Annotated in this window: 16 protein-coding genes; 9 read left to right on the top strand and 7 right to left on the bottom strand. The window is 43.2% G+C overall.

The window, feature by feature from the left end; genetic code table 11:
- From J7438_RS22875 to J7438_RS22865, 3 genes are all read left to right on the top strand, one after another.
- On the top strand, window positions 1-267 hold a 267-nt coding region (locus tag J7438_RS22875), incomplete at its 5' end, for a hypothetical protein (protein WP_209278397.1).
- Window positions 268-994: 727 nt separating this feature from the next.
- The gene (locus J7438_RS22870; protein ID WP_209278396.1) at window positions 995-3622 is read left to right on the top strand and encodes an ankyrin repeat domain-containing protein; all 2628 of its coding nucleotides are present in this window, start codon (window positions 995-997) and stop codon (window positions 3620-3622) included.
- Window positions 3623-4118: 496 nt separating this feature from the next.
- Entirely contained in the window at window positions 4119-4880 is a 762-nt protein-coding gene (locus tag J7438_RS22865; protein ID WP_209278395.1) for a hypothetical protein, read from the top strand.
- Between the two features lie 324 nt (window positions 4881-5204).
- On the opposite strand, the gene J7438_RS22860 is transcribed toward J7438_RS22865, so the two are convergent.
- The gene (locus J7438_RS22860) at window positions 5205-5840 is read right to left on the bottom strand and encodes a hypothetical protein (protein ID WP_209278394.1); all 636 of its coding nucleotides are present in this window, start codon (window positions 5838-5840) and stop codon (window positions 5205-5207) included.
- A gap of 15 nt (window positions 5841-5855) precedes the next feature.
- Between J7438_RS22860 and J7438_RS22855 the strand changes: the two genes are divergently transcribed.
- Together J7438_RS22855 and J7438_RS22850 are read left to right on the top strand one after the other, a co-directional pair.
- Window positions 5856-6092, top strand: coding sequence for a hypothetical protein (locus J7438_RS22855; RefSeq protein ID WP_209278393.1), 237 nt, complete (start codon window positions 5856-5858; stop codon window positions 6090-6092).
- Between the two features lie 767 nt (window positions 6093-6859).
- Complete coding sequence (locus J7438_RS22850) at window positions 6860-7666, top strand: hypothetical protein (protein WP_209278392.1); 807 nt, start codon at window positions 6860-6862, stop codon at window positions 7664-7666.
- A 203-nt stretch (window positions 7667-7869) separates the two neighbouring features.
- Here the strand turns inward: J7438_RS22850 and J7438_RS22845 are convergent, their stop codons facing one another.
- Window positions 7870-8121: a hypothetical protein gene (locus J7438_RS22845; RefSeq protein WP_209278391.1), complete on the bottom strand. Its 252-nt coding sequence runs from the start codon at window positions 8119-8121 to the stop codon at window positions 7870-7872.
- Window positions 8122-8229: 108 nt separating this feature from the next.
- Here J7438_RS22845 and J7438_RS22840 point away from each other — a divergent pair, with 108 nt between their 5' ends.
- Entirely contained in the window at window positions 8230-9366 is a 1137-nt protein-coding gene (locus J7438_RS22840) for a hypothetical protein (protein ID WP_209278390.1), read from the top strand.
- A gap of 1146 nt (window positions 9367-10512) precedes the next feature.
- On the opposite strand, the gene J7438_RS22835 is transcribed toward J7438_RS22840, so the two are convergent.
- Window positions 10513-10716 carry a hypothetical protein gene (locus J7438_RS22835; RefSeq protein WP_209278389.1) on the bottom strand — a complete coding sequence of 68 codons (204 nt, stop codon included), beginning with the start codon at window positions 10714-10716 and terminating at the stop codon, window positions 10513-10515.
- Between the two features lie 50 nt (window positions 10717-10766).
- Here J7438_RS22835 and J7438_RS22830 point away from each other — a divergent pair, with 50 nt between their 5' ends.
- On the top strand, window positions 10767-11144 hold the full coding sequence (locus tag J7438_RS22830; protein WP_209278388.1) for a DUF2237 family protein: 378 nt from the start codon (window positions 10767-10769) through the stop codon (window positions 11142-11144).
- A 356-nt stretch (window positions 11145-11500) separates the two neighbouring features.
- Here the strand turns inward: J7438_RS22830 and J7438_RS22825 are convergent, their stop codons facing one another.
- Entirely contained in the window at window positions 11501-11764 is a 264-nt protein-coding gene (locus tag J7438_RS22825; RefSeq protein WP_209204596.1) for a hypothetical protein, read from the bottom strand.
- Window positions 11765-11816: 52 nt separating this feature from the next.
- Window positions 11817-12032 carry a hypothetical protein gene (locus tag J7438_RS22820; protein ID WP_209204597.1) on the bottom strand — a complete coding sequence of 72 codons (216 nt, stop codon included), beginning with the start codon at window positions 12030-12032 and terminating at the stop codon, window positions 11817-11819.
- Window positions 12033-12151: 119 nt separating this feature from the next.
- Here J7438_RS22820 and J7438_RS22815 point away from each other — a divergent pair, with 119 nt between their 5' ends.
- Window positions 12152-12361, top strand: a complete 210-nt coding sequence (locus J7438_RS22815) for a hypothetical protein (protein ID WP_209204598.1) — start codon at window positions 12152-12154, stop codon at window positions 12359-12361.
- 565 nt (window positions 12362-12926) lie between these two features.
- Here J7438_RS22815 and J7438_RS27970 read toward each other — a convergent pair.
- A complete protein-coding gene (locus J7438_RS27970) occupies window positions 12927-13049 on the bottom strand; it encodes a hypothetical protein (protein ID WP_286196846.1) in 123 nt (40 codons plus the stop codon).
- A 263-nt stretch (window positions 13050-13312) separates the two neighbouring features.
- Here J7438_RS27970 and J7438_RS22810 point away from each other — a divergent pair, with 263 nt between their 5' ends.
- Entirely contained in the window at window positions 13313-15460 is a 2148-nt protein-coding gene (locus J7438_RS22810) for a hypothetical protein (RefSeq protein ID WP_209278387.1), read from the top strand.
- A 574-nt stretch (window positions 15461-16034) separates the two neighbouring features.
- Here the strand turns inward: J7438_RS22810 and J7438_RS22805 are convergent.
- Window positions 16035-16490, bottom strand: a complete 456-nt coding sequence (locus tag J7438_RS22805) for a hypothetical protein (protein ID WP_209278386.1) — start codon at window positions 16488-16490, stop codon at window positions 16035-16037.
- Between the last annotated feature and the right edge of the window lie 277 nt (window positions 16491-16767).

The following is a 16767-nucleotide window of genomic DNA, read 5'->3' as shown; positions in this document are numbered from 1 at the left end:
AGTCAAGCTGATAACCTGGGTAGTAAGTCTGTTTCAAACCCATCTAAAAAAATAACTGACAACAAAGCCTCACGATTGGATCGCCGAAGGAAGTACCAAAGGGAGCGTCGCAAAGATCCCGCTTTCGTAGATCGCGAACGAACCCGGGGTCGGGTCTTGATTCTTGATCTGATCGTCTCACACTTCCACTTCGTACTGCGCCAGATTCGGTGCGGTTTCTTTAATCTCCCCATCTTGGATAAATGCCTTCTGTCGTGCAGAAATTGACTCCCCCTTGACGGTAATTACTGAACCATCCCTTAGGGCGGCCTGACTGGTGCCGTTGCCATTATTGGCGGTAGTAGTAATAGTGGCAACAACCCGGTCGCCTCCAGATATCAGGGCTTTGAATTGCTGCCAGAGTTTGTGGTTGCCATCACTTGAATACTGGTAAACAAACGACCATTGCCGGGCAGGTACATGCCTGACTCAGAGGTTACGACAGTCGTCTTGTTAAAAATGCTGTTTTTATGGAATATTCTCTGCTGACTTTTGTCCTACCCAAAGTGTTGAGTCAAATAGCAGGCTAAAGCGATGAATAATATCAGACAGAACACGTTCGTATTTAATTGCCCTATCTGTATGGGTGTCTGACCCATCAGAGGACAACTTGGTGGGCGTTCCATGGTCAAAACATTGTGCAGTCAATCTCATCAGTTTCATTTGGAATATGTTATCAAGTTTTCGTCCGAAAACTCTGCACCCCTGACGCACCGTGGTTTAGAGGGCAATCATCAAGTTTTGTTTTGACGCCTTCCTCAACCAGTTTTCGGGGCCTCCAGCGGAGTTAATGTTATTTTCATGTAAATTCAGAGTGCTTCAAATCTCTGCAGGCTATGTGGCCCAAGGGGTAGAGCTTTTAGGTTGGGATCAGGTAGTTGGCACTTTACGGTGAATTTCTGATTCCCTCTATTCCCTTTTAACCATTCAGAGACAGCAAACTGTCAGAGTTTTTATGAATAACCTAATAGGCAGCAATACCACCTTAAGCTCCCCAGCTTGTGCTATCTGCAAGCGTACCGATGATGATCCAATGGTCAGGACGAACTGTCAACCGGAAGCTCACTATTTCCACAAGGTCTGTATTTACGACTCCTGGTACAATTCCACTGCAGGTGATATACGTGAGCGCAGTTGTTATGTGTGCAAAGAAACAAAACTGAGGTTAATTGACGAAAATTGTCTCGGCAAGCAGGCCGAGCCTGATACCATGACAAAGAGGCCCACTACTAATATTTCGCCGCTGGACTCGGACTCCCGGGTTCGGCTGTTGTTCGATGTCGCTGAAAAGGGCAATCTTGAACTCTTGGAAGCTCTGATCGACAAGAAAGTAAATGTCAAGGCCAAAAGCGAGGATGGTACCACGGCTTTGCACATTGCTACTTGTAACGGTTACAACAACATTGTGCAAGCGCTATTCGACAAGAGGGTCGATCTTCTGAATTTCCTGATAGAGCTAGGACGTCTTGCATTAGGCGTCGTCGACTTCATTTCAACCGCCGTTCAGGAGCGTACAATAAACCGTGATGATATTGAGAAAACCATCAACAGTGGAGTGGAAGTTTGGCGTATGATGTCTGATTGGCGGTCCAGCGCTGATGTCAACGCTGCACGAACAACCAATGGTGAAACGCCTCTGCACATCGCCACTGGAAGACGTAACTTTAAGGGTTTAATAATCCTGATTGCCTATGGTGGGGAAGTTAATGCGCAACTGAAAACAACTGGTGAAACGCCCTTGCACATCGCCGCTAGAAATGGCGACTTAAATTGTTTGAAAGTTCTAGCCGGTCATATACTCAATACTAAAGACACTGACACTAAAGACACTGAAGACAAATATCAGACCAAGTGTGAACAAATGATTTTCTTTATAGAAAATTATCAGAAAGGAAATATAAATTTAAGGGGCCTGAAAGCCCTGCTTGACTCGAACCTACTTGAAAGGGGTAAGAAAGCTTACTCAGATTTAAAACAACTGTTCCGTACGAAGGCCAATGGTAATTTGGCTCGAACTGATGGCAAAACGCCTCTGCACTTGGCAGTCCAACACGGTAATGATCACTGTCTGGATTACCTGCTTGTTATGGGAGCCAAGATTGACGCCCCTGCCCGGGACGGAATAAGACCTCTGCACTTGGCAGCCGAGCACGGACATCTGACGTGCCTGCAATATCTGGTTAAGTTTGGATCGGATGTTGATGCCACCAATAACAATGGCGACACAGCCCTGCATCTGGCCGCATATAACGGCTACGTCGACTGCCTAAGACCGCTGATTGAAAATGGGGCAAATTTGAATGCCCCCAATAAGAACGGTGAAACAGCCTTGCATCTGGCCGTTTATAACGGCCACGTCGAATGCCTGAAACAGCTGATTGTAAAGGGAGCGAAAGTCAATGCCCCCAACAAGAACGGCGAAACAGCCCTGCATCTAGCCACCAAAATCAGCATTAATGAGGGCCGTCAACAATGGGCTTACATGGGCAGAGATATCAATGAAACCTTACCCAACGGCAGGACGCCCAAACACTATACCAACCAACAAGGAAACGATAACGAGTGCCTGAGAGAGCTTGTTGATAACAGAAGAGTGAATAGAGTGAATATTAATGCCACTGATAACGACGGCGTGACGCCTTTGATAATAGCTGCCTTTTGGGGCAAATTTGATCGACTGACACAGCTGATCGACGCAGGAGCAGATATCAATGCCGCTGCTAACACCGGCACAACGGCACTGACTTGTGCCGCTTGCTGGGGGCGAATCGATTGCCTGAGAAAACTGCTTGACATGACGGACATCAATGTCAAAAAACGTAAGGGTGCAAGGGCTCTCCGCTTAGCTGCTTTGAATGGCCACACAGCGACTCTCAGGGAGCTTCTGGCCAATGGAATCCCGGTCAATGAAAAGAACAATGATGGCGATACGGCTCTCCACTTAGCTGCTTTGAATGGCCACTCAGCGACTCTCAGGGAGCTGCTGACCGATGACCGCATCAAGATCAAGGTCAATGAAAAGAACAAACATGGCGATACGGCTCTCCACTTAGCTGCTAAGAATGGCCACACAACGACTCTCAGCAGGGTGCTACTGTCCGATGACCGCATCAAGATCAAGGTCAATGAAAAGAACAAACATGGCGATACGGCTCTCCACTTAGCTGCTTTTAATGGCCACACAGCGACTATCAGAGCACTGCTGGCCCCTGACTGCTTCCTGGTCCATGGCATCCTGGTCAATGAAAAGAACAATCAAGGCGATACGGCTCTCCACTTAGCTGCTTCTAGGGGCCACACAGCAACTCTCAGGGAGCTGCTGGCCAATGGCCGAATCCCGGTCAATGAAAAGAACAATGATGGCAATACGGCTCTCCACTTAGCTGCTTTGAATGGCCACACAGCGACTCTCTGGGAGCTGATGTTCGATGCCCTGGCCAATGAAAACCGCCACTTTGCTGCTCTGGTCAATGAAAAGAACGATCATGGCCAAACGGCTTACCTCTTGTCTATCATCCATGGCCACACAGAGTGCAAGAAACTTGTTGAAGAATATGAGGCCCAAAATTCCTGTGTTCTATAGTGAGCAATAAAATTGAGCGGAGAACCGATTCTTGATTATTTCAAACCTCCACCTCATACTGCGCCAAAAACCGGAAAACCGGGGTCGGCTCTTGATTCTTGATCTAATCGTCTCACACTTCCACTTCGAGAGTTTCACATCATCATGATTAATAGTCATATCAAATCCTTATGCTTTTTTTGATGTAAATAGTGAATGGGTTGTTTCAGGAAGGAACTTGTGTAAAGAAGCGGGAGTCTTAAGCTGTGATTCAATAACTTGATGAATTTATGAATTAATGACTGATCCAGATTTTAACTTACAAGGCTCTTATTCGAGTGTTCTAACTGCATATGACACTGCTATGCTCTGCGGTAAGTCACTTTCCAAGGGCTGTACACAAAAAAACGCTATAGCATTCGGTCAGAAAGTGGAACAAACGGTCCCAATCAATAACACCCCAATACCCGATGAAGATAGACTCCATAACCGATTCGATGATCCAAGAATCAAACAAATGTCAATCACTATTCTTGATTCTAAAGAAATCTGCCTGGATGAGTCCTCTGAATTATCCGTAAGACCAGAAACATTTCAGAAAGCTGATAGTGGCACTGCATCAGAAATAAAAATTGTGCGAGTTTGGAGTATGGCTGGTGAAGACGGCTCTCACTCTGTTGATAACAGCCATCAGTATTCTAACGTGATGGAGCAAATCAGTCCGATAAGTCAAGCTGATAACCTGGGTAGTAAGTCTGTTTCAAACCCATCTAAAAAAATAACTGACAACAAAGCCTCACGATTGGATCGCCGAAGGAAGTACCAAAGGGAGCGTCGCAAAGATCCCGCTTTCGCAGAGCGCGAAAGGCAGTACCACAGGGAGTACCTAAGGGAGCGTCGCAAAGATCCCGCTTTCGTAGATCGCGAAAAGGAGCGTCTAAGGGAGCGCTACCAGACAAATCCCGATTTTGCAGAGCGCCAAAGGAAGTACCAAAGGGAGTACCAAAGGGAGTACCAAAGGGAGCGTCGCAAAGATCCCGTCCTCGCACAGGCGCACAGAATCTATATGAATACTTACAAGAGAATCAAAAGACAAACCGCCAACAAGGAAGAAGCTTCAAAACAAGCTAAGATCGCAAAAGAGCAGTATCTCCAGTCAATCCATTCAGCTGGAAACTCCGGTGAATTAACACTGACTTCTAATTCAGTTGAAACAAACCAGAGTCCCAGTAAAAATTCAGATGGCACTCTCCCTGCCACTTTTCAGTCTTCAAGCTGAAGGAATATTTACCGTCTCGATTGAGCCTGTCGCAACAGTGAACAGTTAGCAATCTAAGAGTAAGAAGGTATTGGTCACTGTACTCTGGATAAGCAAATGGTAAAACCTGCTTTGCCTCTACGGGAGCGCCGTTAGACCGATCAAAGATAACGGAGAACTGCCGACTATCTGGAAGCGTTAGAGTCATCGTTTTATTGGCTGCTTTGGAGAGAGCAAACAAGATCTTGACCGTCAGCCGTGATACCCAACCGGCCTCGCCATTGCCAGATAAAACGATTGGTCTGCCTTGGGTTAGTTGCCCCTCCTGAACCAGTAAAGCCCCGGTCAGACTTCGCTCAGTGGTTTGCTCGACGGGGTTCCATTCAAATTCATTAATCCAGAGCAATTAGCCTGCCGCAGTCGCTCGTTGTAAATCTGCTCACTGATTCGCAGAGCTGAGTTGATATTCCTGATCGCCTCCTGATTCCCGTTGGCAATGGCCTCGGCCTGCTGTGCCTTCAGATCATCACGCTGATTTTGATAACGCCGTTGCTCAAGATCCGATTGTCTGCCCTGCAATTCATCCAGTTCATCTTGCAGGCTGTTCAGGGTATTGCGGGAACTGTCGCCTAAGCGGGCCATGTTTTGTTTGGCTGAAACAATGGCGTTATTGAGCCGGTCTAAATCCGTTTGATTGAGCAGGTTCATGGTTTGCGCGGCATCTTCGGCCTCACGGACAAAACTTCTGGCATTGATCTCGCCCTGTTCATAGCTTTCAAACAGCTGTTCAAGGGCAATTCTTTGCTCTAAAAATTGTTTTTTCACATAAGCGGCAGCGGTTGATGTTTGATTGAGCCAGCGACCAATGCCTGTCACGTCAAATTGATATTGATTGCTTTGCAAACGGCTAATTTCTGCAGAGGTTGCCTTAAACTCTTTTTTCAGGTCTTCAATGCTTCCTTTGGCTGCGGTGGTATCCACTGAACCGCCGCCTTGTTGTATGGCTACAAAAGAATCAAAATACAAACCTCCAACAATGAAGAAGCTAAAGAGCGGTATCTTCAGTCAGTCAATTCAGCTAAAAACTCAGGTGATTTACCACTGACTTCTAATTTAACTAAAGCGACCCAGAGTTCCAGTAAAAATTTAGAAGGTGCTCCCCCTCCCCCGCTTTTCAGTCGTCAAGCTGAAGAAATATTTACAGTCCCAATCGCCCCCTCTCAGCTTTGGTGAACGGTCAGCAATCGAAGAAAGAGATTATTGATGTTTCCATCAATGACCTCGTTGCCTGTAACCCCCCGCCAACGTCTTCCTCATCCGCGAGGCGCTGGCTTTCGAAGAGTTTTACGTTGCTATTAGAAATAGCCATAACAAATATTTATTCCTGGTTGACATAAATAAAGAATGAGTTGTGAAAGAGAGGAACTTTTATTAAGAATTCGTGGTCTTAAGATGTAATTCAACAATTCAATAATTCGATGTATCAAACCAATCAATTTCCTTCATACGATGCTTATTTTTCTTATCTTTGTTCCAGCGCATTAGGTTTAGTAGATCAAGGACAGCGATTTGGTGCCACCGAACAGCAGCCTATTTATCAAGGCATACCAGTTCAAGTGCTGAACCCTATTTCCATTTACAATAGCGGACCAGATACATATCAAAATGAAGCCAATCATTCTTATTCATTGAATAAATATAATATTACATCCCTAACAAATCTCGATTCAGAAAACGCTTCTGGAACAGGTATTCAAGAGATACCACAATCCATTCTTGATGAATATGTTCCTTACCGGGATGATTATGAATCCGTTAAGGATAGATTATTACTAACACCAAGTACTCCCTTTCAGCAGCTAATATCGTGGGACGAGCTTGAAATTAGAGAGCAAACAACAGCGAATCATACAAGCTCAGGTATACAGTTAACTAATCTTCCTGTCGGAATTCATAGTTCACAAGATTTACGGCCAGTTGCTGTCGTTAATCCGTTATGCATGCACCAAGCTGCACGTGATAACCAAACAACCCAGGCAGAAGTTAATGTTGATGGCAGTTCTTCACTTGCCGAGTCCGAAAGAGAGTGCTACCAGACAGATCCCACTCACGCCGAGCGCAAAAGGGGACGAGAAAGGGAGCGCTACCAGACAGATCCCGCTTATGCCGAGCGTAAAAGGGAGTGCGAAAGAGAGCGCTACCAGACAGATCCCGCTTACGCCGAGCGCAAAAAGAAGTACCAAAGGGAGCACAGAAAGGAGCGTCAACGGGAGCTTCACAAAGATCCCGCTTACGCCGAGCGCAAAAGGAAGCGCGAAAGAGAGCGCTACCAGACAGATCCCGCTTACGCCGAGCGCCAAAGGGTGCGCAAAAGGGAGCACCAAAGAGAGCTTCGCAAAGATCCTGCTTACGCCGAGCGCAAAAGGAAGCGCGAAAGAGAGCGCTACCAGACAGATCCCGCTTACGCCGAGCGCCAAAGGGAGCACAAAAGGGAGCTTCGCAGAGATCCCGCTTACGCCGAGGGACAAAAGATCTATATAAAGACCTACAAAAGAATCAAAATACAAACCTCCAACAAGGAAGAAGCTAAAAAGCAAGCTGTGATCGCAAGAGAGCGGTATCTTCAGTCGGTCAATTCAGCTAAAAACTCAGGTGATTTACCACTGACTTCTAATTTTGCTGAAACGACCCAGAGTTCCAGTAAAAATTCAGAAGATACTGCCTCCCACTTTTCAGTCGTCAAACTGAAGGAATATTTACAGTCCCAATCGCCCCCTCTCAGCCTTAGTGAACGTTCAGCAATCTAAACGTTTTCAGCCTTTACCGTCAGGTCACCTGCGGTAATGTTGACGCTCATAGGCTCAATGCCCCTCTCTTGATAAAAAGCAGCGGGAGGTATCGGCTATCTGCGTTTCCTGAATGCGACTGGTTTCTTCCTCTGGCTCGCCGGGTATGGGAGATGCCCCGATTAAAGGTCGTCACCAAGGGAGAACTAATCTGCATTTCCACCTTACGCCGGGTAAAATTTATATATTCCACTCCAGTGAAATAGGTAAAAGTCATTGTTATCGGTGCTGATCCCGATAAACGCCTTCCGCAAGGCAACATCACCAATGGTTCGGTCGATCCGGGAAATATCCTGGAAGAGATTATTGATGTTTCCATCAATGACCTCACTACCTGTAACCCGCCCACCATGGTCCTCCTCATCCGTGAGGTGCCGGCTTTCGAAGAGTTGTACGTCACTATTAGTAATTACCATAGCAAATCCTTACGCTTGGCTGACATAAATAAAGAATGAGTTGTGAAAGAGAGGAACTTTTATAAGAAGGCGTGGTCCTAAGCTGTAACTCAATAATTCAATAATTCAATGTATCAAACCAATCAATTTCCTTTATATGATGCTTCTTTTTATTACCTTTGTTCCAACGCATCAGGTTTAGTAGATCAAGAACAGCGATTTGGTGCCACCGAACAGCAGCCTATTTATCAAGGCATACCAGTTCAAGTGCTGAACCCTATTCATAATTACAATAGCGGACCAGATAAATATCAAAATGAAGCTGATCATTCCTATTCATTGAATAAATATAATATTACATCCCTAACAAACCTTGAATCAGAAAACGCTTCTGGAACGGGTATTCAAGAGATACCACAATCCATTCTTGATGAATATGTTCCTTACCAGCTTGATTATAAACCCGTTAATAATGCATTATTACTAACATCAAATACTCCCTTTCAGCAGCTAATATCGTGGGACGAGTTTGAAATTAGAGAGCAAACAACAGCAAATCATACAAGCTCAGGTATACAGTTAACTAATCTTCCTGCCGGAATTCATAGTTCACAAGATTTATGGCCAGTTGCTGTCGTTAATCCGTTATACATACACCAAGCTACAAGTGATAACCAAACAACCCAGGCAGAAGTTAATGTTGATGGCAGTTATTCACTTGCCGAGCGCAAAAAAGAGCGCAAAAGGGAACGCCAAAGGGAGCTTCGCAAAGATCCCGCTTACGCCGAGCGCGAAAGGGAGCGCCGAAGGGAGCTTCGCAAAGATCCCGCTTACGCCGAGCGCGAAAGGGAGCACCAAAGGGAGCGCTACCGTACAGACCCCACTTACGTTGAGCGTCATAGGGAGCGCCAAAGGAAGCGCTACCAGACAGATCCCGCTTATGCTGAGCACCAAAGGGAGCGCCAAAGGGAGCTTCGCAAAGATCCCGTTTACGCCGAAGGACAAAAGATCTATAAAATTACCTACCAAAGAATCAAAAGACAAACCTGCAACAAGGAAGAAGCCAAAGAGCAAGCTGTGATCGCAAGAGCGCGGTATCTTCAGTCAGTTAATTCAGATAAAAACTCAGGTGATTTACCACTGAGTTCTAATTTAGCTGAAACGACCCAGAGTTCCGGTAAAAATTTAGATGGTACTGCTCCCCCGCTTTTCAGTCTTCAAACTGAAGGAATATTTACAGTCCCGATCGAACCTATCTCACCCTGACTCAGAGGTGATATTCGTGATCAATTCCAGATCCTCTTTGGCGATAGCCTCGACCTGCTGTGCCTTCAGATCGTCACGCTGAGTTTGATAACGGCGTTGCTCAATGTCTGACTGCCTGCCCTGCAGTTTATCCAGTTCATCCGCGTAATCATGACGACTCCGCTACTTCCCTATCACCCTTGGATAGTTGATCTCACTGACTTACTCCTGATTTTTGTCGTGCACAGCAGGCAGAACGTTAAAAGTGTGATTTATTTTTTATGAAAGATTTGATGTTCCTGGTGTAGTGCCCGCTCATATTCTTCATAAGCTATAATAAGCTTCTAGCTCCACCGCCTTATTACAAGGCTCCTTTATTACCCGAAGATTTTTACGTCTCTATTAGTAATAGCTATAGCAATTATTTATGTTTGGTTGACATAGATAAAAGTTAAATGAGTGGCGAAAGGGAGGAACTTTTAGAAGAAAGCGTGGTCTTAAGCTGGAATTCAATAACTCAATAATTCAACGGATAGGCCAACCTCTTCTCAATTAAGTCCAGCCCCTAATGGCCTTTCTAATATTCAAGGCACGCCTCTAGCTGAATCTGGTGCAACAGGTCAGGCTTTTTCCCGAATGGTTAGTGAATTTGGACAACCTGTAACTAACCATGACATGACTGACCAAGCTTCAAGTTCAGATAATCAAGGATAGTTAAATCCTAAAAAAAAAGGTTGAAAGATTTCGCTGTACAAAATCAAACTGACTATAAAAATCTCCTGCAATTCCAGTAGCTATACCACTGAAAATTATCAGGTTGCAGAATATGACCCTGAAAATAATACTTTTTCGATATACTCCTTCACAAAGGGTATTCAATCAACCTCACAAAACTCGACAGATGTTGATACCAAACTTAATCCACCTATTCAAATTCCTAATCAAGACGGCATTGGTAATTTCTCTAAATCTACATCGCCGATTGCAATTATTACCCCACAATTGAAAAGTGAATATCTTCAACAATATACATCTCCTGCAATTCAAGCCGAAGAAGCTATTGATGAAAGTTCTTTACAAATTGAATGCCAAAGGGAGCTTCGCAAAGATCCCGCTTACGACCAGCGCGAAAGGGAGCGCAAAAAGCAGTGTCGTCAGTCAGTCAAGTCAGCTAAAACTCAGGTGATTTACCACTGAGTCGTCCGAAATAAAATCAAGGTTCTGGACAGGGGAGAACTTTATTCGATGCACCCGGATATTAAATGGCTTGCCATCCTGCGCATCGTTGAGCCCTTCCATAAACAGGACGAACTCTTTGCATTCAATGTAGATGTTTCCGGCACCGATAAACCTACGATCCACTGTAGACATGACTTTTCTCCTATCCTGTAGGTCATGGGTTAATCATGGGAGGGTTTCACATGGTAGAACTTGTGTTTGAACAGCCCAATGTGCTGGGTACTGAGTTAGAGGTGTGTTGCAAAAGTCCAATGACGGGCTTCTTCCGGGACGGGTTTTGTCATACCTGTCTGGAGGATGCTGGCAGTCATACAGTCTGCGCCCGGATGACCGATGAATTTCTGCAATTTTCCCTGTCCAAAGGCAATGACCTCATCACACCCCGCCCTGATTTTGGTTTTCCCGGCCTGAAAGCCGGTGACCGCTGGTGTCTTTGCGCAACTCGTTGGGCAGAGGCCAATAAGGCAGGTGTTGCCCCACCGGTTTACCTGAACGCAACCAATATGACAGCGCTTGAAATTGTGGAGCTGGCTACGCTGGAGCAAATGGCGTTGGATTGATATTAAAGGCCATCCGGTATTTTGCCGGTTGGCCCTGGCGTTGTTCTTCATTAATGGGTTTCATAGCTGTGTTTAAACTTTTATTATTTGCTGTTTGACCCGTTGAAATTTCCCTGAAGCATCAGGCTTATTTTGGGCTAACTCTAATAATTCGCCGTGCTTTTTTGAAACAGCATTTTTACCAGACACTTCAGCTCTATCTAGGAGGCTGACCGAGAATAGACTGCCCTACTGCGGTGGCAGAAAATTTGTCTAAAAAGTCAGAAATTTTTAGCAAATAGAACCACTATTCACTAAAAATTTCCGACTTTTTATCCTCAATTTTCTGCCATCCTCGCTACGGGTGCTATTCTCGGTCAGCCTCCCAGGAGTTCTCCTGTGTTGATTTGAAAAGCCCCTAAACGACCCCGTCGTTCTATAGAATCCCCTGAAGTCATAGGACCGCTTAAATAAATGCCATCCAAAAACCGCCCGTTTTTATCTATCATCCGTCCAAAACCGTCGACCTGAACTCCTCCCAAAAAATGGGGTACAGCTTTTCCATCAAGAAGCAACTCAGACCAGAGATCATCAACCCTTCCGGGTTTATAATCATGAGTATCTCCTGTAGCATTAATCAATAAGTCACATTCTTCTGGTTTTCCATGAAAAGACTTAGTCTCATATATAATCTTATCTTTCTGACAAACTGCAGAAATAAATATTTATTTTAATAGGATATCGATAAAAAGCTGCTGCTTTCAGGCTATTCATCGCACTCACCGAACCTGAATATCCTCCACCTACAACACCTATAAATTGTGTGGCTGGATATCCCCCCTTTATTCCTCCAACATTAATGTCATTGATATCGGTGCTGATCCCGCTAAGCGCCTTCTGCAAGGCCACATCACCGATGGTTCGGTCGATCCGGGAAATGACCTTAAAATGGTGAATGAGTGGCGAAAGGGAGGAACTTTTATAAGCAAGCGTGGTCTTAAGGTATAATTCGATGATTCAATAACTCAATGGATAGACCAACTTCTTCTCAATTAAGTCCAGCCCCTGATGGCCTTTCTAATATTCAAGGCATGGTTTTAGCTGAATCTGGTGCAATAGGTCAGGCTTTCTCCCGAAAGGTTACTGAAGTTGGACAACCTTTAACTAACCATGACATAACTGACCAATCCACAAGTTCACATAATCAAGGGTATTTAAATCCTGAAAAAAAAGGTTGAAAGATTTCACTGTACAAATCGAACCAGCTATAAAGATTCCCCTGCAATTCCAGTAGCTATACCACTGGAAAATTATCAGCCTGAAAAATATGACCTTGAAAATAATTCTTTTTCGATATACTCCTTAACAAAGGATATTCAATCAACCTCGAAAAACTCGACAGATGTTGATACCAAACTTAATCCACCTATTCAAATTCCTAATCAAGACAGCAATGGTAATTTCTCTAAATCTACTGCGTCGATTGCGATTATTACCCCACGATTCCAAAGTGAACATCTTCAACAAGATACATCTCTTGCGATTCAAGCCGAAGAAGCTATTGATGAAAATTCTTCACATATTGAATGCCAAAGGGAGCTTCAAAAGAAGCTACAAAGGGAACGCCAAAGGAAGCGCTACCAGATAGATCCCGCTTTCGACGAGCGCGAAAGAGAACCCCAAAGGAAACGCCTGAGGGAGCTTCGCAAAAATCCCGCTTACGCCGAGTGCCAAAGGGAACACAAAAAGCAGTGTCGTCAGTCAGTCAATTCTGGTAAAACCCAGGTGATTTACCACTGACTTCTAATTGAGCTGAACCCCCCTGGGGAGAGCAAACAGGCTCTTGACTGTTAGCCGGGAAACCCAATCGGCCTCGCCATTGCCAGAAGGAACAATAGGACGGCCATGAACTAATTGGCCTTTCATGGCCTCGGCCTGCTGTGCTCGCAGATCATCACGCTGCCCTGCAATTCATCCAGTTCATCTTGCAGGCTGCTGAGGGTATGGCGGAAATAAATACTTCCTTTGCCACAGGCACAGTCGCCTGGAATTTTTTTGTTAGACGTTCTTACTGGGTTGTTATGAACTTATGCGAATTGTCACTGTCTATTACGCATTGAGATGAATTAGGTAACGAGGTTGTTCTCCCGATTTCCAAACCACTTTTCATCACTCCAATCAAGTTACAAATGATTGGGATTTTTAGCCATCTGAATCCTGAAAAATATAATGTAAAATATTTTAATTGGTGTAATATGTATAGATTACAAGGAATAGAAGAACAACAGAGCCATTCAACAGCTGTATATAATGCCTCAATATCTCAGCTACAATCAACTGGTCAATCTTATTATCGTCAGGTGAAAGTGGCTAAAGTTGAGCCAAGTTTTTTTGGTGTAGATTCAAGAACATATTCAGAAGATGCAAAGTTTAAATTCAATCGGGACTTTAAGGAGATAAAAGCTCGAGAATCAGAATCTTCAGATTTTGCTCAACTCCACAATTTTTCGCCAGTAATCGGCAGAGCCTGGAACAATCCTGAAATCATGAGGTATTTGCTTGAAACTTACAGTCAGTTTGTACATTGTTTTTGTAATAAAACAGAAGCTGCAAATACAATCAGCCGATTAACTGAATTCTTGTTGATAATTGATAAAGAAATGGCCTCTTTTGAAAAAACAGACCCATTTGAACTTTTAGAAAAATACCCAAAACCTGAAAGCAACAAGCTTTTAATAAAAGCCTGTGGCTTTTGTATCAGAAATAGCAAAGACCGGTTTTGCGAAAAAAACATTATTTTTTTTCTTGGATTACTTCCTTTGCTAATTGAAATTGAAAATCACGTAGACCTACCTGACTTTAAATTTCGCTTTCCGGATTATTTTCTTGCAGACTTTTTGCTTTCAATGACTTCTGGTGGAGAAAGAGACTTCTTTTTAAATAAAAAAACAATTAAAAACTATTTAAAAACTTACAATGAAAGAAAAGAGTTATTCCATTTCTTCTCTGAACCAAATAACCAACTAAATTTGTCTCCACTTTTTCTAATACTGAACAATTATTACTGGAGTAGATTATATACAAAAGATGCACTGGATACAAAAACAGTAGAAACTTCTAAAAAAAGTGAGTTATGGTCTTTCTTCTTTAATTCTGCTGCACCACAATATTTATTCAAAGTTCTTTTTGATGGATTTTCAGGTCATGAACATTCTTGTCATGATGAACCAGCATATAAAAGTCAGAATTCTTTATTAAACAATAGCCTTTTAAAAACGGTAGAATTTAACCCCGACCTTATAAGATTTGGAGAAGAGTTTGAATTCAGCTTTGAAAGTGTATCAGGTAAAAAATATTCACCAGACCTCCTTATAACAAAGTGGTCTAAACATATATCTTTCATAATGTCATCCATGAATATACCTGAATCAGAATTTTCAATAACCATTAAAAATGGCAACCAGGATAAAGAGCTTTATTTCACTTTCGGTGACTGGAATTGTAAGTTTTATCCTGATTATGATGTCTTTGAGGTGAATTGCAGCCCTTATACAATAGAGCAGGTTTTCACATGCAATGGAGCTACTTATACTGCTTATGAACTTTTTGATATATTTATTCTTGCCCCTGCAGAACTGTTTTTATTGAAAGGCATATCTGGGCATAAACATATAGATATCCGAAATTCTATCTCAAACAATCCGGAATTGTTATTCAGATTTTTACTTTCAGTAGAAAATGAACGCTTTTTAGTCAAAGCCCTTGACAGAGAAAGTGAGTGTGAACAATATTACCCATATCTGTCTATGTGCAATTACGCTCCTCAGTGGAAATCGCTCCTGGATCACACCATCCAACTAATCAATAAAGAGCTTGCTGCCGGAAACACAACGCAACCAATGGGTTTTTATACTTATGCGTACGCCTTTCAACAACTATGGGAATTAAAACATATATATTGTCCTGCTAAAATTAGACTTGCCCCGCAACATGCAAGCAATAATTCAGACACAAGAATCTGTAAACCAGATGGAACTCTCGAATTACGTTTTTGGCATGGTGCCCGAACAGGTCAGGAAGCAAGAAAAATTAACGAGATAATACTTGCATGGATGAATACGCTATCGCAAAAACAAAAAAATAAAATTCCATTATTTTTAAAATTGGATGACGTTGAGGATATTGATTCAACAAATAGAATAGAAATGCTCTTTGATAACTTTTGTAACAACATAGGGTTACAGCCAGAAAACTATCGAGGTCTGATACGTTTTACCACTGTAAACGACAATTCTCATGACGCCCTTTCCCACCAGACTTCAAGAAAGTCCCGCTGATTTCGGCGGTAACAGGAAGATTTGAAAAATATGGAGAGAGGGAAGCAACGATTAAGGATTTGCAGCGGTATTTTCAGGTCACACCACCCACCGTACATCAAATGGTGGTGAAACCTGTTACATGACAGCTCCCTGCAAGCACGATTGCTCAATCCACTTTGCTGATGGTACCATCTGTAATGTTCGGCTACATGCCCCCTCTATACTTTACTTACGCGACAATATTTAGGAGTCAAAAGTACACAACCCGTGGGGCAAAGCCCATTTTGCTGATCAAATGCCATATTTGCCAGAATCAACCAAACAGTGAGACCTGGAGAGATTGAAAAATCATGTTCGAATTTAAACTGCCTATTATGAATAACGGTTTTAGCCGTAGTGACTCACCTGGTGGTAATGCAAAACTCTGAGCCACAGCGTGCATTGTCGCAAAAAATGGAGAGTTCTTCAGATTCGCCTTGATAGTAATCAATTCTCCTTTTCTTCAGGCGAAAAAAAACACTGAATAGTTCAGTGTTTTTTCGTCAATATGAATAGTTATGGATTAATATTGACAGTAATTTAACTCATTTGTCTACCAATAAGGTGAACCTTCTAAGTCAACATTTCTTATATGCAGGTTTTCAGCATCATCCCTGGTCATGATGTGATGATCTACAAGAATATCGGAAATTTCTCTAGAGTTTTTTTCTTTAAGTAAACCCTTGTCAAATCCAGCTTTATCCATTCTTCTATTTAACACGTCGTAGCAGGCTTTATCGATTTTCCCATTCCTTAAATCCCTACCATAATCCTTATTTTTACGGGCCTTTACCAGAGCCTGGTTATAAGATTTTATCTGTCTGTCACGAATTGGCTTCATGATAAAATTTTTAAGCTTTTTAAGTGAAATGATGAGCATCTTGATATGATTTTTCGAAGAGACCTTTTTACCCCCAAATTCTCCAGAATCCTCAGCCAGCTGATTTTGATTAACATCTTGATTTACAAAAGTAACTTTTCTTGAATTCGGCGGGATACGATTATCCAAAAGATGACTCCTTATCTTAACTATTTGTTATCATTGGTATATCTTTCACTCATTCCGATGCTTGAAACTATATCACACCAGGAGGCTGACCGAGAATAGCGCCCGTAGCGAGGATGGCAGAAAATTGAGGATAAAAATTCGGTTTTGTGAGGTGAATAGCGGGGCTATTTGCCGAAAAAAGCGGATTTTTAGACCAATTTGTTGCCTCCGCAGTAGGGCAGTCTATTCTCGGTCAGCCTCCTAGGAGGCTGTCCGAGAATAGCGCCCGTAGCGAGGA

Source organism: Thalassotalea sp. G20_0, from assembly GCF_017744175.1.
Classification (GTDB): Bacteria; Pseudomonadota; Gammaproteobacteria; order Pseudomonadales; family Endozoicomonadaceae; genus Endozoicomonas.
The sequence above is the reverse complement of the archived record's forward strand: the minus strand, read 5'-3'. Positions and strand labels throughout refer to the sequence as shown.

What these genes read in the sequence shown, in the direction of transcription:
- J7438_RS22870 (WP_209278396.1), top strand. Translation starts at nt 995, where the DNA reads ATGAATAACCTAATAGGCAGCAATACCACCTTAAGCTCCCCAGCTTGT.
- J7438_RS22865 (WP_209278395.1), top strand. Translation starts at nt 4,119, where the DNA reads ATGTCAATCACTATTCTTGATTCTAAAGAAATCTGCCTGGATGAGTCC.
- J7438_RS22850 (WP_209278392.1), top strand. Translation starts at nt 6,860, where the DNA reads ATGCACCAAGCTGCACGTGATAACCAAACAACCCAGGCAGAAGTTAAT.
- J7438_RS22845 (WP_209278391.1), bottom strand. Translation starts at nt 8,121, where the DNA reads ATGGTAATTACTAATAGTGACGTACAACTCTTCGAAAGCCGGCACCTC.
- J7438_RS22840 (WP_209278390.1), top strand. Translation starts at nt 8,230, where the DNA reads ATGTATCAAACCAATCAATTTCCTTTATATGATGCTTCTTTTTATTAC.
- J7438_RS22835 (WP_209278389.1), bottom strand. Translation starts at nt 10,716, where the DNA reads ATGTCTACAGTGGATCGTAGGTTTATCGGTGCCGGAAACATCTACATT.
- J7438_RS22830 (WP_209278388.1), top strand. Translation starts at nt 10,767, where the DNA reads ATGGTAGAACTTGTGTTTGAACAGCCCAATGTGCTGGGTACTGAGTTA.
- J7438_RS22815 (WP_209204598.1), top strand. Translation starts at nt 12,152, where the DNA reads ATGGATAGACCAACTTCTTCTCAATTAAGTCCAGCCCCTGATGGCCTT.
- J7438_RS27970 (WP_286196846.1), bottom strand. Translation starts at nt 13,049, where the DNA reads ATGAAAGGCCAATTAGTTCATGGCCGTCCTATTGTTCCTTCTGGCAAT.
- J7438_RS22810 (WP_209278387.1), top strand. Translation starts at nt 13,313, where the DNA reads ATGATTGGGATTTTTAGCCATCTGAATCCTGAAAAATATAATGTAAAA.